The sequence below is a fragment of the Bradyrhizobium sp. Ce-3 genome, from assembly GCF_022835695.1.
In the GTDB taxonomy this organism is placed as follows: Bacteria; Pseudomonadota; Alphaproteobacteria; order Rhizobiales; family Xanthobacteraceae; genus Bradyrhizobium.
The window spans coordinates 273,108-296,659 of the sequence record NZ_BQUV01000005.1; the positions used below are offsets into that span (position 1 = coordinate 273,108).

General features: G+C 63.2%; 21 protein-coding genes. All 21 read left to right on the top strand.

What is annotated here, in order from left to right:
• Positions 1-2 precede the first annotated feature (2 nt).
• The 21 genes from asnB (BRSPCE3_RS19220) to wecB all read left to right on the top strand — a co-directional run bounded on the left by asnB (BRSPCE3_RS19220) (position 3) and on the right by wecB (position 23,470).
• Positions 3-1,841: an asparagine synthase (glutamine-hydrolyzing) gene (gene asnB / locus BRSPCE3_RS19220; RefSeq protein WP_244067636.1), complete on the top strand. Its 1,839-nt coding sequence runs from the start codon at positions 3-5 to the stop codon at positions 1,839-1,841.
• Between the two features lie 3 nt (positions 1,842-1,844).
• Positions 1,845-2,942, top strand: coding sequence for a glycosyltransferase (locus BRSPCE3_RS19225; RefSeq protein WP_244067638.1), 1,098 nt, complete (start codon positions 1,845-1,847; stop codon positions 2,940-2,942).
• Positions 2,943-3,002: 60 nt separating this feature from the next.
• Positions 3,003-3,827 carry a methyltransferase domain-containing protein gene (locus tag BRSPCE3_RS19230; protein WP_244067640.1) on the top strand — a complete coding sequence of 275 codons (825 nt, stop codon included), beginning with the start codon at positions 3,003-3,005 and terminating at the stop codon, positions 3,825-3,827.
• Positions 3,824-4,393 carry a DapH/DapD/GlmU-related protein gene (locus tag BRSPCE3_RS19235; protein WP_244067641.1) on the top strand — a complete coding sequence of 190 codons (570 nt, stop codon included), beginning with the start codon at positions 3,824-3,826 and terminating at the stop codon, positions 4,391-4,393. The genes BRSPCE3_RS19230 and BRSPCE3_RS19235 overlap by 4 nt, the downstream gene beginning before the upstream one ends.
• Positions 4,383-5,234, top strand: a complete 852-nt coding sequence (locus tag BRSPCE3_RS19240; protein WP_244067643.1) for a class I SAM-dependent methyltransferase — start codon at positions 4,383-4,385, stop codon at positions 5,232-5,234. Before BRSPCE3_RS19235 ends, BRSPCE3_RS19240 begins: the two co-directional genes overlap by 11 nt.
• 3 nt (positions 5,235-5,237) lie before the next feature.
• A complete protein-coding gene (locus tag BRSPCE3_RS19245; RefSeq protein ID WP_244067644.1) occupies positions 5,238-6,167 on the top strand; it encodes an NAD(P)-dependent oxidoreductase in 930 nt (309 codons plus the stop codon).
• Positions 6,164-7,360, top strand: coding sequence for a glycosyltransferase family 1 protein (locus BRSPCE3_RS19250; protein ID WP_244067645.1), 1,197 nt, complete (start codon positions 6,164-6,166; stop codon positions 7,358-7,360). The genes BRSPCE3_RS19245 and BRSPCE3_RS19250 overlap by 4 nt, the downstream gene beginning before the upstream one ends.
• Positions 7,361-7,523: 163 nt before the next feature.
• Positions 7,524-9,338: an asparagine synthase (glutamine-hydrolyzing) gene (gene asnB, locus BRSPCE3_RS19255; protein ID WP_244067646.1), complete on the top strand. Its 1,815-nt coding sequence runs from the start codon at positions 7,524-7,526 to the stop codon at positions 9,336-9,338.
• Positions 9,335-10,438: a glycosyltransferase family 4 protein gene (locus BRSPCE3_RS19260; protein ID WP_244067647.1), complete on the top strand. Its 1,104-nt coding sequence runs from the start codon at positions 9,335-9,337 to the stop codon at positions 10,436-10,438. The genes asnB (BRSPCE3_RS19255) and BRSPCE3_RS19260 overlap by 4 nt, the downstream gene beginning before the upstream one ends.
• The gene (locus BRSPCE3_RS19265) at positions 10,435-11,652 is read left to right on the top strand and encodes a glycosyltransferase family 4 protein (RefSeq protein WP_244067648.1); all 1,218 of its coding nucleotides are present in this window, start codon (positions 10,435-10,437) and stop codon (positions 11,650-11,652) included. The genes BRSPCE3_RS19260 and BRSPCE3_RS19265 overlap by 4 nt, the downstream gene beginning before the upstream one ends.
• 137 nt (positions 11,653-11,789) lie before the next feature.
• On the top strand, positions 11,790-12,428 hold the full coding sequence (locus tag BRSPCE3_RS19270; RefSeq protein WP_244067649.1) for a winged helix-turn-helix transcriptional regulator: 639 nt from the start codon (positions 11,790-11,792) through the stop codon (positions 12,426-12,428).
• Positions 12,428-12,943, top strand: a complete 516-nt coding sequence (locus BRSPCE3_RS19275; protein WP_244067651.1) for a transcription termination/antitermination protein NusG — start codon at positions 12,428-12,430, stop codon at positions 12,941-12,943. The genes BRSPCE3_RS19270 and BRSPCE3_RS19275 overlap by 1 nt, the downstream gene beginning before the upstream one ends.
• A gap of 134 nt (positions 12,944-13,077) precedes the next feature.
• Positions 13,078-14,016, top strand: a complete 939-nt coding sequence (locus BRSPCE3_RS19280; protein WP_244067654.1) for a Gfo/Idh/MocA family protein — start codon at positions 13,078-13,080, stop codon at positions 14,014-14,016.
• Positions 14,013-14,609 carry an acyltransferase gene (locus tag BRSPCE3_RS19285; RefSeq protein WP_244067656.1) on the top strand — a complete coding sequence of 199 codons (597 nt, stop codon included), beginning with the start codon at positions 14,013-14,015 and terminating at the stop codon, positions 14,607-14,609. Before BRSPCE3_RS19280 ends, BRSPCE3_RS19285 begins: the two co-directional genes overlap by 4 nt.
• Before the next feature lie 39 nt (positions 14,610-14,648).
• Positions 14,649-16,094, top strand: a complete 1,446-nt coding sequence (locus tag BRSPCE3_RS19290) for a hypothetical protein (RefSeq protein WP_244067657.1) — start codon at positions 14,649-14,651, stop codon at positions 16,092-16,094.
• 44 nt (positions 16,095-16,138) lie between these two features.
• Positions 16,139-17,467, top strand: a complete 1,329-nt coding sequence (locus BRSPCE3_RS19295) for a hypothetical protein (RefSeq protein WP_244067659.1) — start codon at positions 16,139-16,141, stop codon at positions 17,465-17,467.
• A gap of 47 nt (positions 17,468-17,514) precedes the next feature.
• Positions 17,515-19,431: an asparagine synthase (glutamine-hydrolyzing) gene (gene asnB / locus BRSPCE3_RS19300; protein WP_244067661.1), complete on the top strand. Its 1,917-nt coding sequence runs from the start codon at positions 17,515-17,517 to the stop codon at positions 19,429-19,431.
• Positions 19,432-19,454: 23 nt separating this feature from the next.
• A complete protein-coding gene (locus tag BRSPCE3_RS19305) occupies positions 19,455-20,402 on the top strand; it encodes an NAD-dependent epimerase/dehydratase family protein (RefSeq protein ID WP_244067662.1) in 948 nt (315 codons plus the stop codon).
• Positions 20,403-20,415: 13 nt separating this feature from the next.
• Positions 20,416-21,348, top strand: coding sequence for an NAD-dependent epimerase/dehydratase family protein (locus BRSPCE3_RS19310; protein ID WP_244067664.1), 933 nt, complete (start codon positions 20,416-20,418; stop codon positions 21,346-21,348).
• Positions 21,349-21,350: 2 nt separating this feature from the next.
• Positions 21,351-22,409: an NAD-dependent epimerase/dehydratase family protein gene (locus BRSPCE3_RS19315; RefSeq protein ID WP_244067666.1), complete on the top strand. Its 1,059-nt coding sequence runs from the start codon at positions 21,351-21,353 to the stop codon at positions 22,407-22,409.
• Positions 22,409-23,470 carry a non-hydrolyzing UDP-N-acetylglucosamine 2-epimerase gene (wecB, locus tag BRSPCE3_RS19320; RefSeq protein WP_283843142.1) on the top strand — a complete coding sequence of 354 codons (1,062 nt, stop codon included), beginning with the start codon at positions 22,409-22,411 and terminating at the stop codon, positions 23,468-23,470. Before BRSPCE3_RS19315 ends, wecB begins: the two co-directional genes overlap by 1 nt.
• The last annotated feature ends 82 nt before the right edge of the window (positions 23,471-23,552 follow it).

The window sequence follows — 23,552 nt, forward strand, 5'->3', positions numbered from 1 at the left end:
ACATGTGCGGTATCGCAGGCATCGTCAATCTGCGCGGCGCTCCCGTGGAGCCGGCCGACATCTCGCGGCTGACCAGCCTGATCGCGCATCGCGGCCCGTTCGGCGAGGGCACCTGGTTCAACGCGAAGCGAAACGTCGCGCTCGGTCATCGCCGGCTCGCCATCATCGATCCCGGCGAGGGCGGCTATCAGCCGATGGTGTCGGGCGATGCCCGCCACGTGATCGTCTACAACGGCGAGATCTACAACTTCCTCGAACTGCGCCGCGAACTCGAGGCGAAGGGCGCGGTGTTCCGCAGCCAGTCCGACACCGAAGTGATCCTGGCCGCCTGGCAAGCGTGGGGCGAGGACATGCTGCTGCGCTTCAACGGCATGTGGGCGCTGGCGATCTACGACACGGTCACCGACGATCTGTTCCTCGCACGCGACCGCTTCGGTATCAAGCCGATGCTGTACGCGCTGTCGTCCGAGCGGTTCGTGTTCGCATCCGAGCAGCGGGCGCTGGCGCGCAGCGGACTGGTCGAGACGTCGCTCGACGTCGACGTGGCGCGGCGGCTGTTGCTCGACCCGTTCGGCATCGAGGGCAGCGAGCGGACGTTGTTTGCGCAACTCCGCCGCCTGCAGGGCGGCCATTGCATGTGGTTGCGCCAGGGGCGGGTGCAGGTGCGCCGCTGGTGGCGGACCGTGGATCATCTGCCCGAGATCCCGGATACGGAAGCCGAACGCGTCGCGCGGTTTCGCGAGCTGTTCCAGGATTCCGTCGCCTTGCGCATGCGCAGCGACGTTCCGATCGGGACCTGCCTGTCCGGCGGCTTCGACTCGTCAGCGGTGATCTGCGCGATGGCGACCCATGAGAAGGCGGGCATGGGACCGCGGGACTCGACGGCCTGGCGCCACGCCTTCGTCGCGACCTTTCCCGGCGCCAGCAATGACGAACGGCCGATGGCGGAGGAAGCCGCCGCGTGGGCCGGCGTGGCGCCGAGCTTTCTCGAGATCGGACGCGCCGACGCGCTCACCGATCTTGACCGGATCCTCGACGACAATGACGACGTTTACATTGGCTTGCCGAGCGCGCCGTGGCTGATCTATCGCGAACTGCGCCGCCAGAACGTCACGGTGTCGCTTGATGGCCATGGGGCAGACGAATTGATGGGCGCCTATCTGCAGGAAGGCCAGTCGACCGCATTCAAGATCCGCAACGCTGCGGCCGCGCTCACGTCACGATCGCAACTCGCGCAGCGCGGCATCGACTTCCTGCGCGCGCAGATGATCCGGCGCCAGGGGCACTATTTCCTGCGTGGAGGACTGACGGCGATGCCGGCGCCGCTGCCGCTGGTCGCCGAGGACGACGAATTGCCGAGCGCATGGGGCGCGCTGAACCGGCGTCTCTATCGCATGTTCCACTCGACCACGCTGCCCACAATTCTGCGCAATTTCGACCGGCTCTCGATGGCGCACGGGATCGAAGTGCGGATGCCGTTCATGGACTGGCGGCTGGTGACCTACACGATGGCGCTGCCGGAGGCGAGCAAGGCGGCCGATGGCATGACCAAGGTGGTGGCGCGACAGGCGATGGCGAATTTGATGCCCGAAAGCATCCGCACCGCGCGCCGCAAGGTCGGCTTCAATTCGCCGATGCCGGAATGGCTGAACGGGCCGTTGGCGGGCTGGACCGCGGAATTGCTCGATCGCAAGGTCCCGGCATTCGCCGAGTTCGTCGACGAGGCGCCGCTGCAAAAAATGGTCGGTCGCTTGACGACGTCGCAAAGCTGGGATTGGGAATCCGTCGGCCGGATCTGGCCGTATCTGAACATGAAATGGATGTTGGCGAGGACCGCGTAACCGATGCGTCTGTTCCAGAATAGCGGTCTCTATCCGTCCTATCTGCCGCGGCTGAACCAGCTCGCGGCCAAGGCGTCGACCTTCGCGGCGCGCCGCGACGTGTTCTTGGATGATCGCTTTGGCGCGGCGCATTTCCTCAAGCCCGTGCTCGACGGCGCACCTGAGGCCTTCTTCACCAATGCCGACGACGAAGTGCTGCAACGCCAGTGGGCGCGAGAGCAAGGCATGCAGGGCACGCCGACGCTCGAAGCCATCTTGCTTGCGCAGATCGAGCATCACGGAACCGAGGTGTTCTACAATCTCGATCCGGTGCGTTATCCGAGTGCGTTCGTCGCCAAGCTTCCCGGCTGCGTGAAGAAGACGCTGTGCTGGCGCGCGGCGCCATCGGGAAATGCCGACCTGAGCGCCTATGGCGCGGTGCTTGGAAACTTCCCCTCGATCCTCGATGCGTGGCGCGGCAAGGGTTGCCGCGCGGAGCTGTTCTTCCCGGCGATCGATCCTGTGATGGCGCAGTATGGCAACGGCGAACGTCCGATCGACGTGGCGTTTGTCGGCGGATATTCGCGGCATCATAGCGCGCGGGGCCGGACACTCGAGCAGGTCGCGGCGCTGGCGGCCGATCGCAACATCGTGTTCTGCCTCGATGCGTCGCGGCTGACGCGGCTCGCCGAAAGCGCGGTCGGGCGGTTACTGCCACTGGGGAAACACCGGCGCCCCGACGTCATCGCGCGAATCGCTAGGATGCCGCTGTTCGGCCGGGACCTCTACGAGCTGTTCGGGTCGGCGAAGATCGTGCTCAACGGTGCCATCGACATGGCCGGTAACGATCGCGGCAACATGCGCTGCTTTGAGGCGATGGGCTGCGGCTCGCTGCTTGTGTCTGACGCCGGCAACTATCCCGAAGCGATGCAGGATGGTGTCACGATGCGCACCTACGACGCGCCTGAACGGGCCGCCGCGACGATTTCAGGCAGCCTGCAGGATTGGCCGCAATGGGCCGGGATCGCCACTTCCGGCCGGCAGCGCGTGCAGGAGACCTACAGCAAGGCCTCGCAATGGGCACAGTTTATCGATCTCGTCGCGCGGATTGAGCCGTGCTAGAGGGGGCACAGAGCCGGCCAGCGGGCGGGCGATCGGGCCGAGATGATGTCTGGAAGTGACTTGATCCATCAACTGAAATGGTTGGCCGACGGGCTTGCCGTGCCGCTGTTCAGGTTGCGGCCGCGGCCGTTCGGCCCGGGCTATCAGACCGTCAAGCGCGACACGATCACCGGCGCCATCGACGCGGGCCTGCTTCAGGCGGGTAAGGAGCTTCCACCTGGCTACGGCGTCGCCATGGATGAACGCGTGGTGGAATATCCCTGGGTCTACGGCCGATTGAACAATGTCGGCAAGATGCTGGATGCGGGGTCGACGTTCAATCACGACTTCCTGCTGCAGCGTCCGCCGTTCCGTGGTGCCGATCTCACCATCATGACGCTGGCGCCGGAGAAGCGGTGCTATTGGCACGATGGCTACTCCTACGTGTTCGGCGACCTCCGCAAGACGATGTTCGGCGATCAGGTGTTCGACACCGTCGCCAGCATTTCGACGATCGAGCATATCGGCCTCGACAATCAGTTGCTGTACACGGGCGATCCGCGCGACGCCGAGACCGATCGGGACGGCTTCGTTCCGGCGGTGAAGGAATTCAAGCGCATCCTCAAGCCGGGCGGGACCTGCCTGATCTCCGTGCCGTTCGGCAAGCGCGACAATCTCGGCTGGTATCAGGTGTTCGACCTCGCCATGATCGAGCGGATCATCGAGGCATTCGGCGCGGTATCCCACCAGGTCGACTATTTCGGCTATTCGCGGCAGGGCTGGTCGCGCCAGAGCGCCGAAGCGCTCGCCGACGCCACCGTCTTCGACGTTCACACCGGCAAGGGGCAGGGCGATGATCTTGCGGCGTCGTCGCGCGCCGTGGCTTGCCTGCAGTTGACCGCATGAATGTCGATTACCTGATCCAGCGCCTGATCGGCCGCGCGACGTGCCGCTTGCAGCCGGACGCGGCGCTCGGCCGCGCTGCCAGGATCAGAAACATTCGCGGCGATTCCGACAAGATCGTCGTCGGCCGTAACAGCCGCATCCTGGGCGAGCTCCTGACCTTCGCGCATGGTGGCGAGATCAAAATCGGCGAGTGGTGCTACATCGGAGAGGGAACCAGGATCTGGTCGGCGACCTCGATCGAGATCGGCAATCGCGTGCTGATCTCGCATTCGGCGAATGTCTTCGACAATCTGACGCACCCGCTGCGGGCGGCGGAGCGCCACCGTCAGGTCCAGCAGATCTTCACGCGCGGACATCCGAAAGATATCTCGCTCGACGAGAGCCCGGTCAGGATCTGCGATGACGCCTGGGTCGGTGCGGGCGCAATGGTCTTGCGCGGCGTGACTGTCGGGCAGGGCGCCATCGTCGCGGCCGGCGCGGTCGTGACCAAGGATGTTGCGCCGTTTTCGATCGTGGCGGGCAATCCGGCCGTGATGGTGAGGGAGCTTGGCCCCGATGAGCGGTGAGCGCAAGTTTACCACCTGGGAGGATGCGGTGGTCTGGCTGCGCAACCAGCCCGACCAGCACCAGCTCGTGCTCGACGCATTCTACGACGATCCCCTCGCGGACGCTGCCGAGCGCTATTTCCAGAGCTCGGAGTGGCAGGCCGTCGCCTCGCTGCTGGCGGGCCGATCCGGCACCGCGCTCGATGTCGGCGCCGGTCGTGGAATTGCGAGCTATGCGCTCGCCCGAAGCGGCTTCGAGGTGACGGCGCTCGAGCCGGATCCCAGCGCGATCGTGGGCGCGGCGGCGATCCGGGGGCTGGCGCAGCAGGCGCAATTGCCGATCCAGGTGGTCGAGGAGTTTTCCGAGCGGCTGCCGTTCGCCGATGCGACATTCGCTGTCGTCTTTGCCCGCGCCGTGCTGCACCACACGCGCGATCTCGAGGGGGCATGCCGGGAGATGTTCCGCGTGCTGCGGCCCGGTGGCATGCTGATCGCGGCGCGCGAGCATGTCATCAGCAAGGAGGCGGATCTTCCGCAGTTCCTCGCGCAGCACCCGTTGCACCATCTTTACGGGGGCGAGCATGCCTTCCTGCTCGATCGTTACACCGGCGCGTTGACCAGCGCGGGGTTTTCGAAGATCGACACGCTGGCGCCGCTGCAAAGCCCGATCAACCTGTTTCCCTACACGCAGGAAACCCTGAAGGCTGCGATCGTGACCAAGTTGGCGCAAAAGATTCCGGTGGCGCCGCTGTGGCGAACCGCGCTCGGATCGCGCCGCCTGTTCGTCTCGCTGCTGTCGATGGCCGAACGTTTCGACAATCGGCCGGGCCGGCTCTACTCCTTCGTCTGTCACAAGGCCTGAGCGATGATCGTCTGGGTTACAGGCGCGAACGGGTTCATCGGACGCCATCTCGTGCACGAGCTGGCGGGCGCGGGCCATGCGGTGCACGGCGTCGGACACGGGGCGCTTGACGCAACGGAAACCCGGCGGCTTGGTCTGCAGAGCTGGATCAACGGCGAGATCGAGCCGGCCAATCTCGATGCGCTCGCGGCTGCGCAGGGGCTGCCGACGCATCTGTTTCATCTGGCCGGTGGATCGTCCGTCGGCGTCTCGATCGAGCGGCCGTTCGAGGATTTCTCGCGGACCGTCGCGAGCACCGCGCGGCTGCTCGAATGGCTGCGCGGATCGGCGCCGGACTGTGCAGTGATCGCGGCGTCGAGCGCGGCCGTTTACGGGGCCGATCACCTCGGCCCGATCGCTGAAACTGCCGTCGCAACGCCGATGTCGCCCTATGGGCAGCACAAGCTGATGATGGAGCAATTGTGCCGGAGCTACGCGCAGTCGTTCGGCATCCGTTGCACGATCGTTCGGCTGTTCTCGGTCTACGGCCCGAATTTGCGCAAGCAACTGCTCTGGGACATCTGCTCGCGGCTGCAGGCCAGGGAGCAGGTGCTCACGCTTGGCGGGACTGGCAACGAAATCCGCGACTGGACCGACGTTCGCGATGTCGCAAGGCTGCTTGCGGGTGTCGCGGAACCGGCGCCGCAGGAGACCTTCCGGGTCATCAATGGCGGTTCGGGCCGAGGCACGAGCGTTGGCGATATTGCAGCCGGCCTGATCCGGCAGTGGGGCAGCAACACGGCGGTACGACACTCCGGAGTAAGCCGGCCCGGCGATCCCGTCAGCCTGTTGGCCGACGATGCCATGCTGCGCCGGATCGGGTTCGATTGGCGCATTCCGCTCGATCCGGGCCTTGCCGACTATGTGGCCTGGTTCAAGGGGCAGGCTTCGTGACGTCCCGCCCATTGCGGTTCGCGTTCAGTCACATCTCGCGACGGCTTTGGGCCGGCGGCTACAATTATCAGCGCAACCTGTTCGCGGCGCTCGACCGGTTTTTGCCCGGCGAACTAACTCCGGTCATCTTTGCGGGGACGGGAGCTGACGAGAATGAACTCGCGGTGCTTGCCTCAGTACCCGGCGTCGAGGTCGTCAGGTCCGAAGCATTCGACGGACAGCCGGGTCTCGCTGCCGCGCTCGGGCTTGGTCTGGACAGCGGAGCTGCGGCGGCGTTTCGCTCCGCGCGCGTCGATGTCGTCGTTGAGGCCGCGCGCTTCTTCGGCTGGCGGCTGGCGATCCCGACGGTGGCGTGGATTCCCGATCTGCAGCACCGCTCGCTGCCTCAGCTGTTTCCGAGAACGGCACGCTGGCGTCGCGAGATCGGCTTTCGCGTCCAGATCGCATCAGGGCGGACCATCATGCTGAGCAGCGAGAGCGCGTTCCGCGATTTCAGGGCTTGCTATCCGCGCGCCACAAATCGGGTCAGCGTCGTTCGCTTTGCGACCCAGCCGCCGGACGCGTTCCTGAATACGGACCCGTCGGAAGTCATCGCGTCCTATCACCTGCCGCAGAACTATTTCTACCTGCCCAATCAGTTCTATCGCCACAAGAACCATCAGCTCGTCGTCGACGCCTTGACGATCCTGAAGCGACGTGGGGTCGACGTGGTTGTCTGTGCGTCCGGCAGTACGGAAGATCGACGCGAGCCGGGCTATTATGATCTGGTCAATTCCGAGATCAAAAGCCGCGGGCTCGAAGCGAACTTTCGGCACCTCGGCGTGATTCCGTTGCCGCATGTCTACGCGCTGCTGCGGGCGTCGACGGCGCTGCTCAATCCATCGCGCTTCGAGGGATGGAGCACGACCGTCGAGGAGGCGAAATCGTTCGGCGTTCCGATGATCCTGTCCGACATCGACGTGCACCGGGAGCAGACTGCGGGTGCCGCCCGCTATTTCGGCGTCGATGATCCGGCCGCGCTGGCGGACCAGCTGATGCGGGCCTCACAGCAGGCGCGCGGGCTCGTCGTGCGAAATGTCGTGCCGCACCAGGATGACAATGTCAGGGCATTCGCGGCAACCTTCGCGGCGACGATGCGCCAGGCGGCCGGTCAGGATGCCGGCGAACCCGCCGACGTTGGAAGCCGGCGTTGAGCACAGCAGATCACGCCGCCGCTCATCCCACCCGGCGTGGTTGACGTTCATCGCGTGAACGGGGTACAGGAGAGCTCAGGCGCCGGGCCGGATGTGCCGCAGCCGCCAGACCCTGCATGCCGTCGAATTGTCCACGAAACCCAGACGAACAGGTTAGTCCCACGTGTGCGGCATATTCGGCCTCATCGCCAAGAACGGGCTCGTTGATGCTGATCAAGTCGATCGCCTGACCGATCTGGTCGCGCACCGTGGGCCGGATGGGCGCGGGGTGAGGGTCAATGGCAATGTCGGGTTGGGACACCGGCGCCTCGCCATCATCGATCTGACCGACGACGGTGCCCAGCCGATGCGCGACAGGCTGCTTCCGATCTGGATCACCTACAACGGTGAAATCTACAACTACCTCGAGCTCCGCGCGGAACTCGAGGCGCTCGGGCATGTCTTCCACACCGCTTCGGACACCGAGGTCCTGCTGGCCGCCTATGTCCACTGGGGCGAAAGTTGCCTCGATCGCTTCAACGGCATGTGGGCGTTCGCAATCCATGACGAACGCGACAATACGCTGTTCTGCGCGCGCGACCGCTTCGGTGTGAAGCCATTCTACTATGCCGACACGGCGACGCAGTTCGCATTCGGTTCAGAGATTCGCCAGTTGTTGCCGTTGATCGGGCGCTCCGTCGCCGACGACGAACTTGTCAGGGATTTTCTGGTCTGCGGCCTGAGCGACCATACCAATCGCACTTTCTTCAAGGGCATCGACAAGCTCGCCCCCGGACACAAGATGCGCGTCGACGTGGCGACCGGCCGGATCAAGACGGAGCGCTATTATGCGCTGGCGCCTCGTCCGGACGTGGCTGACGGGCAGGATGCAGCCAAATTGCTGCGCGAGCTGCTCGACGACGCGACGCGTCTGCGCCTGCGCTCGGACGTTCGCGTCGGAACCTGCCTGTCGGGAGGGTTGGACAGTTCGAGCGTCGCGACGCTGGCTGCAAGGCGCTATGCGACGACCTCCAACGATCGCTTCTTTGCCATCACCGCGGTCAGCGAGCAGAAAACCAACAATGAGGAAGCCTACGCGGCCGAAATCGTGGCAAGCGCCGAGCTGAACTGGTTGCGCACCAAGCCGGGCTATGAGGAATTCGCGTCGACGGCGGAGACCCTGCTCGAGGTTCAGGAAGAGCCATTCGGAGGCCCCTCGATCATGATGCAATATGAGGTGATGAAGACGGCGCGCGCGAACGGTGTGATTGTGCTGCTCGACGGTCAGGGCGGCGATGAAACGCTGCTGGGCTATCATCGCTATTATGCGGCCTGGCTCCGCGACCACTTTCATCGCTCGGGTGTGCGCGGATTTTTCTCCGCCTTCGGCGCGGCGAGGAAGGCAGGCGTTTCGGCCAGTCGCCTGCTGATGTATCTGTTCGGGGCCAGCGTGGCGGGATTGCGAGCAGCCGTCTATCGTTGGCGCTATGCATTCCTGAAGGATCCTGCGCTGCCGGAATCGCTTCGCCGCTTTGCGCGAAACACCAACGATGCACGGGAGATGCAGGTTCTGGAGATCACCGAAACCAACCTGCCGATGCTGCTGCGTTTCGAGGACAAGAATTCGATGCGGTTCGGCATCGAAACACGATTGCCGTTTCTAGACTACCGCTTTGTCGAATTCTCCCTGGGCTTGCCGACCCGGATCAAGGTCAATCACGGCTGGACGAAATGGCCGCTTCGCGCTGCCATGCAGGATGTCCTTCCGGCGAACATCTGCTGGCGCACGGACAAGATCGGCTTTGCCGCTCCCGATCAGCTCTGGCTCAACCGACACTCGCCGGCGATGTATGACAAGGTGATCGGCAGCGCGCTGCTTGCCCGCTACGTCGACATGGCTGCAGTGAAGAGGAAATTCCACCGGCTCGACCTCGGAATGCGCTGGCGGCTCTATTGCGTGGCGCTGTGGGGCGAACGCTTCCGGGTTGGAGCCCCATGAAGATCTGCATGCTGTCGAGTGTCCATTCGGCCAACGACATCAGAATTGTTGAGAAGGAAGCGCGAAGCCTGTCCGAGGCAGGTCACGAGGTGACCGTCGTGGCGCGGCCGCCGCGCCCAGGCGACAGCGGGCGCATCGCGTTCAAGCTGATCGAGCAGCCTTCGGTCGCCCGATGGAAGCGTCCGTGGGTTGCGGGGAGGGCGGCGATCGCGCTTGCCCGCGCATCCGGCGCCGATGTGGTGCAATTCCACGATCCCGAGCTGATCCCGTTTGCGCTCTTGCTTAGGCGCCAGCGTTGCAAGGTGGTCTATGACGTGCACGAGGACGTGCCGTCGGACATTCATTCCAAGCGCTGGATCTGGCCGTGGATGCGGCCTTTTGTGGCGCGCGCGATGGAGCTGGTGGAGCGGAGCGCCGCGCGGCGCTTTGATGCAGTCGTGGCGGCGACTCCGGCGATCGCGGATCGCTTTCAAGGCTATGGCGCCGACGTCACGCTGGTCAGGAACACCGTACGGCTCGACGAATTCATCGCGCCGACGCCGATCACGAAGCGGCTCCGCCAGGCGGTGTATGTTGGCCGCACCAGCTTCGATCGCGGGCTGGTCGAAATGGTGGAAGCCTGCGCCGCGGTGGGCCTGCCGCTCGTGCTGGCCGGGACCATTGGCCGCGAAGAACAGGCCTGGCTTGAGAAATCATCCGCCGACGTGTCATACAGGGGCACGCTGGGACGCAGTGAGATCGCGACGCTGCTGAATGAAAGTCTCATCGGACTCAATTTGCTGTTGCCCGAACCGAATTACTTGCTGTCACTTCCAACCAAGCTTTTTGAATACATGGCTGCTGGGCTACCCGTCATTTCGAGTGATTTGCCGAAATCCAAGGAGATCGTCGAGGCCGCCGGCTGCGGCATCGTCGTGTCGCTCAGAGATCGCACGGCGCTTCTGGAGGGCCTGTCCAGGCTCGCGGACGACCCTCAACTGGCGATCGGATTGGGGCTGGCGGGGCGGGCGGCGGTTGCCCGGAACTTTAATTGGCAGCACGATGCCGCGGAACTCGACAGCCTCTACCGGCGATTTGCCTCGTCTGAGGCTGCGGCATGAACATCTGGCTGGTGCATCCCTTTGCCGGCGGACCCGGCCTGGGGCGTCACTATCGTCCGTTCTGGCTGGCGGACGCCTGGGGCAAGATGGGGCACCGGGTGGTGGTGGTCAGTGCCGCCTTCCATCATCTGCACAGGCAGCCGCGCGTTCCCGGGCCGCAGCGGATCAACGACATCGACTTCTGGTTTCTCGATACACCGCGCTATGGCAGCGGCAGCCTGGGGCGGCTCCGCAACAATTTGAGCTTCGGGCCGGCCTTCGGCTCGGCGGCGGCTGCAATTGCCGCAGAGTTCGGCAAACCGGATCTGATGATCGCGTCGAGCCCGCATCTGTTCTTCGTCTCAGCATCGCATCAGGTCGCGCGGCGTTTCGATGCGAGGTTCTGGCTGGAGGTCCGCGACCTCTGGCCGGAGAGCATCATCGCGCTCGGAATGACCCCGGCATGGCATCCGTTGATGAAGGTGCTCGGCTGGAAGGAGCGCTCCGCGTATCGTGCGGCAGACCGCGTGATCTGTCTGCTGGCCGGAGCAGAACCCCATATGCGGGCGCGCGGCTTGCCGGCCGGCAGGTTTCAGTGGATTCCGAATGGGGTTTCCGACGGCGAGATCCAGAGCGCGCTGACGATCGAGGGGCTTCGCCACCCCCTGATCGATCGCATCAATCTGCTGAGGCAGCAGGGTAGGCGGGTGGTGCTCTATGCCGGCGGCATGGGTCCTCCGAACGCCGTGGAGGCGATTCTCGATGCGGCTGCCATCCTCGGCACGTCGAATCCCGAGATTCGTTTCGTGATGATCGGTTCAGGCACCTCGCGGGGCGCGCTCGAACAGCGGGCGGCGGCGCTTGGCAATGCGGAGTTTCACAACGAGGTCGATCGGTCGGTCGTGCACGGCATGCTGCACGCCTCCGATTGCGCGGTGGTTGCCTTCCACAAGAACGCGCTCTATCACCATGGCATCAGCCCCAACAAGCTGTTCGACTACTGCCTGTTCGCGCCGCGCAGCGTCATTGCCTGCGAGGAGCGGGCGCTGGCCGGTCTCGCGGATCTGGTGACCGCGCGATGCGCTCCTGACGATGCCGATGCGCTTGCGGCATCCCTGCGCGCCGCTCTCGACGGTCCGGCGCGTCCGCGAAGCGATCGTGTCGCCGCCGCGCAGCGCTACAGCTATTCGACGCTTGCTGCGCAGTATCTGGCCAAACCCGGTGATCCGGCCTGAAGTGTGGCCGTTGCAACACAGCTCTTCGAGGGAATTTCTTTTATAATCAAATAGTTGACGTGTTCATGGTGTGAACGAATTTGCTTGACGTTCATCGTGTGAACGAGGTATCAGCCTGCCCAGTGGGGATAGGCGTGATGGCAGGCACTCTACCGACGGATGAGAATGACAGCGACCGGCTCGTGCTCGGGCTGCTCACCTCTCTTGAGGCGGATGGCGCGCAATCGCAGCGGCGGATCGCGGCCGAACTGGGCGTCGCGCTCGGCCTGGTCAACGCCTACCTGAAGCGGACGATCAAGAAGGGCTTCGTCAAGGTCGGGTCGGCGCCGGCACGGCGATATGCCTACTACCTGACGCCGCAGGGCTTCTCCGAGAAATCGCGGCTCACCGTCCAGTTCCTGTCCGACTCCTTTTCGCTCTTCCGCAAGGCGAAAGAGGAATATGGCAAGCTGTTCGAACGCGCGCAGGCGCGTGGCTTCCGGCGGGTGGTGCTTGCCGGGCAGTCGGACCTTTGCGAAATCGCGATCCTGTGCGCGGTCGACGGGCCGATCTCGGTCCTAGCGATCGTTGATCCCGATGCAACCGTGACCCGGTTTATCGGCGTCAAGGTGGTTTCCTCCTACGCGTTGGTGGACGAACCGTTTGATGCTGTCGTCGTGACCCATTTGACCGGCGCGCGAAATGTATTCGACCAGGCGGTCAGCGAGTTCGGGGCGGAGAAGGTGCTCGCTCCGGACCTGCTGGGCTTGCGTCCAAAGCAGCCGCAGGGGGCGTGATGGCGATGCAGCCCGGTTCGCGCTGGTACGTTGTGCAGACGCAGGTCAATGCCGAAGCGAAGGCGGCGGCAGGCCTCGTGCGACAGGGATTTGCCACCTACCTTCCGCGCTATCAGCGCCGCCGCAGTCATGCGCGGAAGGTGGAATTGGTGCCGCGGCCGCTGTTCCCGCGCTACCTCTTCGTCGCCATCGACGTTGCGGCCCAGCGCTGGCGCGCCATTCAATCGACGCTTGGCGTTTCGCACCTCGTGTGCGTGGGAGACCGGCCGGCTGAGGTGGAAAGTGGTGTCATCGACACGCTGAAATCGCGCGAGGACGAAGCCGGATTCATCCAGCTCGTGCGCCGGCCGGCTTTCTCGCCCGGTGACACCGTGCGAATTGTCCAGGGTGCATTCGTCGACAGTCTTGCGCTTGTCGAAGATGCCAGCGATCACCATCGCGTGGCGGTTCTCTTGAACCTGCTGGGCCGCAAGGTTCGCGTTCTTGTCGGGGCGGATCTGATCGCCGCGGCTTGAGTGCGTCTGCCGCCTGGCGGGCGTGATGGATATTTTTTGGCTTGGGTGTGAGCTCGATTCACCCTGAGTGCGGTAGCTTGCCTGAAGCAAACAGCTTGCCTAAACAAAATAGAGAGTTCGAAGAGAGGAAATTCATGACGATCTACGCGCTGATCGGTGCCGCCGGCTACATTGCGCCACGGCACATGCGGGCGATGGCCGATACCGGCGGGAAGCTCGCGGTGGCCTACGATCCCAACGATTCCGTGGGAATCATGGACAGCCATTTTCCCGACGCCGAGTTCTTCACCGAATTCGAGTTGTTTGATCGGCACGTCGGGGCGTTGCAGCGCGACGGCAAGAAGCTCGACTACATGACGATCTGCTCGCCGAACTACCTTCACGACGCGCACTGTCGGTTTGCGCTTCGCTCCGGGGTCGATGCGATCTGCGAAAAGCCGCTGGTGCTCAATCCCGGCGACATCGACGGTCTGGCGGCCATTGAGCGCGACACCGGCCGGCGGATCTCCACCATCCTGCAATTGCGCCTGCATCCGGCGATCATCGCGCTTCGGGATCGTTTCGCGAATTCGAACAAGCGCCACAAGGTCGAGCTCACCTACATCACGTCGCGCGGGCGCTGGTATCACACCTCCTGGAAAGGCGCAGAAGACCGGTCCGGTGGCGTCGCGACCAATATCGGGGTGCACTTCTTCGACATGCTGAGCTTCGTGTTCGGACCCGCCAGCCGCAATGAGGCGCATCTGCGCGAGCCGGAGCGGGCTGCGGGCTCGCTGGAATGCGAGCGCGCCGACGTGAGCTGGTTCCTGTCGCTGGACCGCAACGATCTCCCGGACGGCGTGAAGGGCAAGAAGACGACCTTTCGCTCCATCACCGTCGACGGCGAAGAGGTCGAGTTCTCCGAAGGATTCACCGATCTCCACACCAGGAGTTATGAGGAGATCGTCGCCGGCCGCGGCTTCCGCCTTGACGAAGTCCGCCCCTCGATCGATATCGTCTCCACGTTCCGCACGGCGCCGATCGTTCGCAGCAATGGCGTTCACGCCTTTGCCCAGAAGGCGATGCACAAATGAGCGAGATGCGCGAGGATCCGCGCTTCCCGGGCGTCCTGATCCATCAGTCGAGTTACGTCGACGACGGTGCGGTGCTCGGGCGCGGCACCAAGGTCTGGCACTTTTGCCATATCCTGTCGCGCACGGTGATCGGCGAGAATTGCTCGATCGGCCAGAACGTGATGATCGGTCCCAATGTCAGGATCGGAAACGGCTGCAAGATCCAGAACAACGTCTCGATCTACGACGGCGTCGAGCTTGCGGACGACGTGTTTTGCGGTCCGAGCTGTGTCTTCACCAATGTCAATAACCCGCGCGCCGATGTTTCGCGGAAAGACGAGTTTCGCAAGACCCCGATCGGACGCGGTGTGAGCATCGGTGCCAATGCGACCATCGTCTGCGGGCATTCGCTGGGCGAATATTGCTTCATCGGGGCCGGTTCGGTGATTACGAAGGACGTTCCTGCGTTTGCATTGATGGCAGGAAATCCCGCAAGACGGATCGGCTGGATGAGCCGGGCCGGCGAGCGGCTCGGCGCCGACCTGAAGTGTCCGCGGTCCGGCGAAGCTTACGTTGAAATTGATGGCCGCTGCCTTCTCAAAGAGAAGCACTAGACCAGCGTTTTTTTTCAAACCAACCTTCAGTTAACCCAGATGATTCCAGTCACCCATCCGGTCTCTCCGCTCACTGCGGTCAACGCGCCCAATATTCGGCGTCTGAATTTTCTGCTGCTCTGCGATTTCATGCCGGGCAGCGCCTCCACGATCATCGACCACGTCATGGGCCTGAAGGAGTTCTCCAGGCACTCGATCCAGATCTTCAACTCGAGGGGGGACGTCTCCGATGTGCTTGAGCTCGAGCGGTTTGACGGTGTCATCATCCACTATTCCCTCGTCGCCTGCATGGACACCTATATTGGCCCCAATCTGCGGGCCGCCATCTGCAGGTTCAGGGGGCTGAAGGCGGCCTTCATCCAGGACGAGTATCGCTGGATCAACGACACGATGGCCGCGTTCCGGCAGCTCGGCGTCCACATCCTGTTCAGCGTCGTCCCGCAGGAGATCATGGACGACTACTATCCGCAGGATCGGCTGCCGAATGTGGTCCGGGAAACCGTGCTCACCGGCTACGTTCCGGGCGATTTGCTCGATCGGAAGGTGCCGCGTCTCGAGGATCGATCCATCGATGTCGGTTACCGCGCGAGAAAGGTTCCTGACTGGCTCGGAAGCTTTGCCCAGGAGAAGTGGCTGATTGCCGGTCGGTTCGAAGCGGATGCCGCCCCGTACGGACTGACCTGCGACATGTCCACGCGCGAGGAAGACCGCATCTACGGCGAGAACTGGATCAAGTTCCTTGCCAACTGCAAGGCCGTGCTCGGCACCGAGAGTGGTGCCAGCGTTTGCGATTTCACCGGCGAGATTCAGCGCAACGTGGATCAGCATCTGGCGCGCGACCCGTCGGCGAGCTTCGAAACGCTGCGCGATCTTTATTTCAAGGATGAGGACAATCGGGTCATCCTTGCCGTCATCTCGCCGCGATGCTTCGAGGCGGCCGCGCTGCGAACATTGATGATCCTGTACGAGGGCACCTATTCCGGAAGGCTTGAGCCCTGGCAGCATTATGTGCCGCTGAAAAAGGATCATTCCAACATGGCCGAGGTCATGGAGGTGCTGCACGATCCGGTGCGGGCGCAGGAGATCGTCGATCGGGCCTATCGTGAGGTTGCGCTCAATCCCGACAACAGCTTCGAGGCAATGGTCCGGCAGGTCGACCTCGCCATCGACCGTCGATATCAGCCTGACATGGCGGCAACGAAACGGTGTTATGCCGAAGGCGAGATCGTCGCGTTGCTCGAGCGCGAAAAGCGCCGCATGCGGCGGCGGGAGCTGGTCCAGAAGGTGATACGGAAGGCGAAGCAGAAGGCGAAGCAGATGGCGAACCAGACGGTGCGCCGCCGTCTGGTCGTCATCGTGAAGATCGTTGCAGCGAAGAGCGTCGTCCATGTGGCGCGCCTGACGCCGGGTCCGCTTCGTCGTTGGGCGAAACGGATCGTTTTGCGGCACACGAGGATTCGTCGCCTGATCGGGATCGATGCGTGACTTTTGCCGTCCCACGCTGCCGGATGCAGGGTTAATCTTCGATCGTGCGCATCCTGATCCTGCACGAACTCGACGATCTTGGCTCGGCGCGGCGTACGTCGATCAATCACGCGTTCGCACTCGTCAAATATGCGCCTCAGCACGAATATACGCTGCACAGCGCGCGCCAACCCGTCACTGCGCGCCTCCGTGAACAGGTCTTCGACGCGATCATTCTCGACACCACGTTTCTGTGCTGGAGATGGGCGAGGCCGAAATCGCTGTGGCTGGATCGGATCCTCGATGCCTACGACTTCGTCGCGAAATCGGATGCGGTCAAGGTGGCGCTGCCGCAGGACGAATACGACCATGCCGAAATACTCGACGACTGGCTGTCGGGCTGGAACGTCGATCTCATCTATTCCGTCTGCTACGATCAGCATGCGGAGTTCTATCCTCGCGCGCGGAAGCATGCCCGGGTACTCGAGGCGCTTACCGGATACGTTGACGACGCCGACGTCGGCCTGATGCAGCGCTTTGCCGTCCCGTTCAAGAACCGGGAGATCGACGTCGGTTACAGGGCCAGGGCGCTGCCGGCGTATTATGGCAGGATTGGTCAGTTGAAGACCGAGTTGGGCGATCGCTTCCGCTCCAGCATGGCCGATCGCCAGCTGAAGCTGGATATCTCAACGCAGGCGCGCGACGCCCTCGTTGGCGACGCCTGGCTCCAGTTTCTCGGCAACAGCAAGTTCACCCTGGGCTGCGAGAGCGGAAGTTCGCTGCTGGACGCCAGAGGGGAAATCCGGGAATGCGTCGAGCGGCGGCTGCAGCGCAACCCGGCGGCCAGCTTCGAGGAATTGGAGCAGGCCTGCTTTGCCGGTCAGGATATGAGGAGCGCCTACACTGCAGCGGGTCCGCGTCTGTTCGAAGCGGCGATCGCGCGGTCCTGTCAGATCCTGACGCCCGGCAAATACGCCGGAGCCCTGCAGGCGGGTGAGCACTACATCGCGCTCGCGCCGGATTGCTCGAATGCCGAAGATGTCTACGAGCAGATGCAGGACGAGGACGCCAACCAGGCGCGGATCGAGGCCTGTTACCGTGCCTTGGTCGAGGATCCGAAGTTCCGCTATAGGAATTTCGTGGCAGGTCTGCTAGCGGAAGTTCGTGATGCCGCGGTCAGGAAGGGCCGGCGACTCCCTGATTGCGATAGCTCAACCGGTACGGTAACAGACGAGCTTGCCTTACGGGAATCGTTTACCCGCGCCGTTCTTCGGGCGCATCAGCATCACATCGAGGATGTGAAGGAAATCAGGTTGCTACCCAATTTCCTTCACACAATTATCGTTACGCTTGTCCGCCAGATGCTGTCACTCGCGCGCAGAATTCGCGGATAGCTTTAGTGTCTTTGCAGCGATCTTGAATATCGAGGTTCTCTGAATTCATGTGTGGCATTGCAGGATTTGCATCTCTGTCCGGTCATCCCGTCGCAAGGCGCGTCGCGTCGCTCAACGCGATGAGCAGCCTGATTGCGCATCGCGGGCCCGATGGCTCGGGGCAATGGAGCGATGACGCCGGAAGCGTCGGGCTGGTCCACCGCCGGCTTGCGATCATCGATTTGTCGCCTGCCGGCGCCCAGCCGATGAAGGGTGCCAACGGCACCGTGATTTCCTACAACGGAGAAATCTACAACTTCATCGAGCTTCGCGAGCAGCTCGCGGACAGCTGGACGTTCCAGTCCCATTCGGACACCGAGGTGATCCTCGCCGCCTACGCCAAATGGGGCGAGCGCTGCGTCGATCATCTGCGCGGGATGTTCGCCTTTGCGATCTGGGACGAGCGAAACAAGAAGCTGTTTGCCGCTCGAGATCGCTTCGGGATCAAGCCGTTCTACTACACGGTGCAACAGGGGGTGTTCTACTTCGCCTCCGAGGCCAAGGCGCTGCTGCCGTTCCTGAGCGACATCGAAACCGACGCCGATGCGCTGAGCGAGTATCTCACGTTTCAGTACACGATCGGCAAGAAGACCCTGTTCAAGGGGATTTCGGCCCTGCTGCCCGGCCATCTGCTTCGGCTCGCGGGCGGCGACGTCATGACATCCCGGTACTGGGACGTGCAATACGATGTCGATTTCGATCGCAGTCCCGCCTATTTCGAGCGGCGCTTCACCGAGCTGCTGTCCGACTCGATGCAGGTGCATTTGCGCTCCGACGTCCCGGTCGGCGGTTACGTGTCGGGTGGCCTCGACTCCAGCCTTGTCGCGCTGATGGCTTCCAAGCTGGATCACCGCAGCCGCGACGCTTTCCATGGCCGCTTCCTCGAATTTCCCGGCTATGACGAGAGCGGCTACGCCAAGACCGTGACGGATCTGGCTGACATGTCGCTTCACATGGTCGACATCACTGCCGCCGATTTCCGCAACAGCATCGGCGACGTGATCTACCATCTGGACTTCCCGGTCGCCGGTCCCGGATCGTTTCCGCAATACATGGTGTCCGCGCTCGCGGCGAAGAACGTCAAGGTCGTGCTCGGCGGGCAGGGCGGCGACGAACTGCTCGGCGGCTATGCGCGCTACCTGGTCGCCTATTTCGAGCAATGCATCAAGGCGGCGGTCGACGGCACCTACCAGAGCGGACACTATGTGGTCACGATCGAGTCCATCGTGCCCAATCTCGGTCTGCTGCGTGAATACAAGCCGATGATCAAGGAGTTCTGGCGCGACGGCCTGTTCGAGGATCTCGATCGCAGGTACTTCCGCCTGGTCGATCGTTCGACCGACATGGTCGGTGAGGTCGATTGGAGCGCGCTGAACAAGGAGGCTGTGTTCGATTCTTTCCGCGCCATTTTCAACAACCAGGACAATGTGCGGAAGGAAGCCTATTTCGACAAGATGACGCACTTCGACTTCAAGTGCCTGTTGCCGGCGCTGCTTCAGGTCGAGGACCGCATGAGCATGGCGCACGGCCTGGAGAGCCGCGTGCCGTTGCTGGATCATCCGCTGGTGGAGTTTCTCGCCACCGTGCCGGCCGACGTCAAGTTCATGGGCGGGCAGATGAAGCAGCTCATGAAGACGGCGTATCGCGACACCTTGCCGAAAGCGCTGTTGCAGCGGCGCGACAAGATGGGCTTCCCGGTGCCGCTGAAGGAATGGTTCGATGGCGAGCTGAAGGACTTTGTGCTCGACATCTTCGGCGAACAGCGCTCGAAGCATCGCCCGTTCTTCAACAGCGATGTCGTGCTTTCCAGCTTCGGCGGGCAATCCCGCTTCTCTCGAAAGACCTGGGGTCTTCTCAGTCTGGAACTCTGGCACCAACGGTTTCATGACCGGGCGGCCGAGTTCCGCGCGATGGTCAGTGCTTAAACTTCTCAATCTGGATGGTGGCTATGAAAGTATTTGTAACCGGCGGAGCCGGGCAGGTCGGATCGACTGTCATTGACATGCTGCTGTCGCGCGGCGACACGGTGGTTGCGATCGACAATTACGCGACCGGCCGGGCCGACAACCTCACCAAGCATGCAAATCTGACCCTGGTCGAGGACACGATCGCGAATGCGGCCGTGGTCGATCAGCTGTTCTCCGACTTCCGGCCGGAAGTCGTGATCCATACCGCGGCGTCCTACAAGGATCCGGAGGACTGGAGCAGCGATGCGTTGGTGAACGCGGTCGGCACCGCCAACATCGCGAAGGCGTGCAAGACCTTCGGCGTGTCCCGCCTGATCTACTTCCAGACCGCGCTCTGCTACGGCACCAAGCCGCTGCAGTCGCCGATCCCGCTCGACCATCCGATCAACCCGGTCAATTCCAGCTACGCGATCTCGAAGACCGCCGGCGAGCACTACGTGCAGTTCTCCGGGGTTGAATGGGTGACGTTCCGCCTCGCCAACGTGATCGGGCCGCGCAACGTGTCGGGGCCGCTGCCGATCTTCTACGGTCGGCTGGCCAAGGGACAGAAGTGCTTCGTCACCCCGGCGCGTCGCGACTTCTGCTACGCCGGTGATCTTGCCCGCGTCGTCGTCAAGGCCGCCGACGGTGTCGGCCGCGGCACCTATCACTTCTCTTCGGGCAAGGACGTCGCGATCAAGGAGCTGTACGACTCCGTGGTGCGCGCGATGAAGATCAACGACTATCCGGAGCCGGAAGTGAAGCCGCTCGGGCCGGACGATGCGCCTTCGATCCTGCTCGACCCGTCGCGGACGTTCAAGGATTTCGGCGCCGTCGAGTTCACCTCGCTCGACGAGATCGCCCGCCTGTCGGTCGAACGCTGGGAAAAGGAAGGCGTCGTCGGCGGCTATACGCACCTGAAGGAAGCGCGTGCGGAAATCCGCACCTGATCGGAACCACGAGATGCGCATCATCATCACCGGCGGCGCAGGCTGCCTCGGCTCGAACCTGATCGAGCACTGGCTGCCGCAGGGCCACGAGATCCTCGTGATCGACAATTTCGCCACCGGCAAGCGTGAGGTTGTGCCGGCGCTTCCCGGCCTGAGCTTGATTGAAGGTTCGATCGCCGACCGGAATCTCGTTGCCTCGGCATTCGAGAAATTCCGGCCGACACATGTCGTGCATTCGGCGGCGTCCTACAAGGATCCGGCTAATTGGCGGGAAGACGTCGTCACCAACGTCGATGGCACCGTGAACGTGATCGATGCGGCACGTGCCGCCGGCGCGCGCCGGATCCTGAACTTCCAGACCGTGCTGTGCTATGGCCGGCCGGAAACCACACCGATACCGGTCGAGCACCCGCTGCGGCCGTTCACCAGCTACGGAATCTCGAAGGTTGCCGGCGAGCAATATCTGGCGATGAGCGGCCTGCCCTACATGTCGCTGCGACTCGCCAATGTGACCGGTCCCCGTCTGGCGATCGGTCCGATCCCGACCTTCTACAAGCGCCTGAAGGCCGGGCAGGGGTGCTTCTGCAGCGACGCGCAGCGCGACTTCCTCGATATGTCCGACTTCCTGGCGGCGGTCGATCTTGCGATGGCCGAGCAGGCGCCGACCGGCGTCTTCAACGTGTCGAGCGGGATCGGTCACTCGATCAAGGAGATTTACGACCTCGTGCGTGCCCACCTTGGACTGCCGGCCGATCCCGACGTGAAGGTGGTGCCGGTTGGCGACGACGACGTGCCGTCCGTCGTTCCGGATCCAAGCCGGACCCGCGAACGCCTCGGATGGCAGGCCAAAGTGCCGTTCGATGAAACCATTCGACGTCTGCTTGCGTGGTACGACGCCCACGGCGTGAGCGACGTTTACAGTCACCTCGCGGCACCCAAGAGCTGATCATGACGTCATTTAACGGATCGACCATTCTCGTCGTCGGCGGAGCCGGATTCGTCGGCTCAAACCTGGTGCGGCTGTTGCTCGAGCAAGCACCGGCCAAGGTCATTGTCGTCGACAATCTGCTGTCGGCCGACGCCTCGAACGTGCCGGATGATCCCCGGATCCAGTTCGTATCGCGTCCGATCACCGATGATGCCGTGCTCGCCGCACTGCCCGATGACCTCGACTTCGCCTTTCATCTGGCGTGCTTCCACGGCAACCAGTCGTCGATCGCTGATCCGATGGCGGATCACGACAACAACACGCTGACCAGCCTGAAGCTGTTCGAACGGCTCAAGGGCATCCGCTCGCTGCAGAAGGTGGTGTATGCCGCGGCGGGTTGCGCGGTGGCCGAGAAGACCTTCGACGGCGCTTCGGCGACGAAGGAAGACGCTGCGGTTTCGCTGTACCACGACAGTCCCTATTCGATCTCCAAGCTGATCGGGGAGATGTACGGCAACTACTATTTCACCCGGTACAAGCTGCCGTTCGTGAAGGCGCGGTTCCAGAATGTCTACGGGCCGGGCGAAATCCTGGGGGCCGGCCGCTGGCGCGGCACCGTTCACACGGTTTGGCGCAATGTCACCCCGACCTTCATCTGGAAGGCGCTCCATGGCGAAGCCCTTCCGGTCGAGAACGGCGGCATCGCGTCGCGCGACTTCATCTTCGTAGAAGACATGGCACGGGGATTGATGGCCTGTGCGCTCGGCGGTGATCCCGGCGAAATCTACAATCTCGCCTCGGGCGTCGAGACCAGCATCCTCGATCTTGCGACGCGGGTGAATGCGATCGCCGGCAACCAGACCCCGATCGCCCTCACGCCAGCGCGTGACTGGGACCGGTCGGGTCAGCGCTTCGGCGATCCGGCGAAGGCGCGCGAAAAGCTCGGCTTCGTTGCCAGCGTCGCCCATGAGGATGGCCTCAGGCGCACCATCGCCTGGACGAAGGAAAACCGCGGCCGCATTCTTGGCTGCATGCGCAATCACATTGCGCATGTGCCCGACGTCGCGAAGTATTCCTGATGTCGATCAAGATCCTCACTGTGGTCGGCGCGCGACCGCAGTTCATCAAGGCCGCAGCGGTCAGCCGGGCCATCCGCGAAACGGATGGACTGACGGAAGTGATGATTCACACCGGTCAGCATTTCGACGCCAACATGTCCGACCTGTTCTTCGAGGAATTGGCGATCCCGAAGCCGAAGCATCATCTGGACATCAATGGCGGCGGTCACGGCGACATGACCGGGCGGATGTTGATGGAAATCGAGCCGATCCTGCTTGCCGAAAAGCCGGATTGGGTCGTGGTCTACGGCGACACCAACTCGACGCTGGCCGGTTCGCTCGCCGCGGCCAAGATCCACATTCCCGTTGCCCATGTCGAAGCCGGGCTGCGTTCCTTCAACCGGCGGATGCCGGAAGAGCTGAACCGGATCGTGACGGATCATCTCTCGACGCTTCACCTCTGTCCCACCGCAACCGCGATCGCGAACCTTGCGGCGGAGGGCGTGGTCAAGGGCGTGCATCACGTCGGCGACGTGATGTACGACGCCACGCTGTTCGCGCTGGAGAAGGCCGAGGCCGGCTCCGCGATCCTGACCGAGTTGCAGCTGCAACCCAAGCAGTATGCGCTCGCAACCGTGCACCGCGCCGAGAATACCGACGATCCGGAGCGGCTCCGTGAGGTCGTTCAGTTCCTGCTGGAGCAGTCGCGCGGACGCACCGTGGTGCTGCCGCTGCACCCCCGCACCAGGGGCGCCGCCTCGCGGCTGGGCGTCAGCCTGGAAGGACTGCGGATCATCGACCCGGTCGGCTATCTCGATATGGCCAAGCTGCTGCACCACGCCACTGACGTGTATACGGACTCCGGAGGCCTGCAGAAGGAAGCCTATTTTCATCGCGTGCCGTGCGTGACGCTGCGTGACGAAACCGAGTGGACCGAGACGGTCGAGAACGGCTGGAACCGGCTCTGGAAAGGTCCGGCGCATCTGGCGCGGAACGACATCACCGACTACGGGCAGGGACGGGCAGCGTTCGAGATCGCGGAACTGCTGCGGGCCCAGGCCCCGTTGCGTGCAGCAGGCTGAGGCTACAACCGACGGGATTTGCACCCGTTGGCCCCACGACATTCGTCCGGCGTCCCAACAATCACCGTAACCCTGCCGCGAG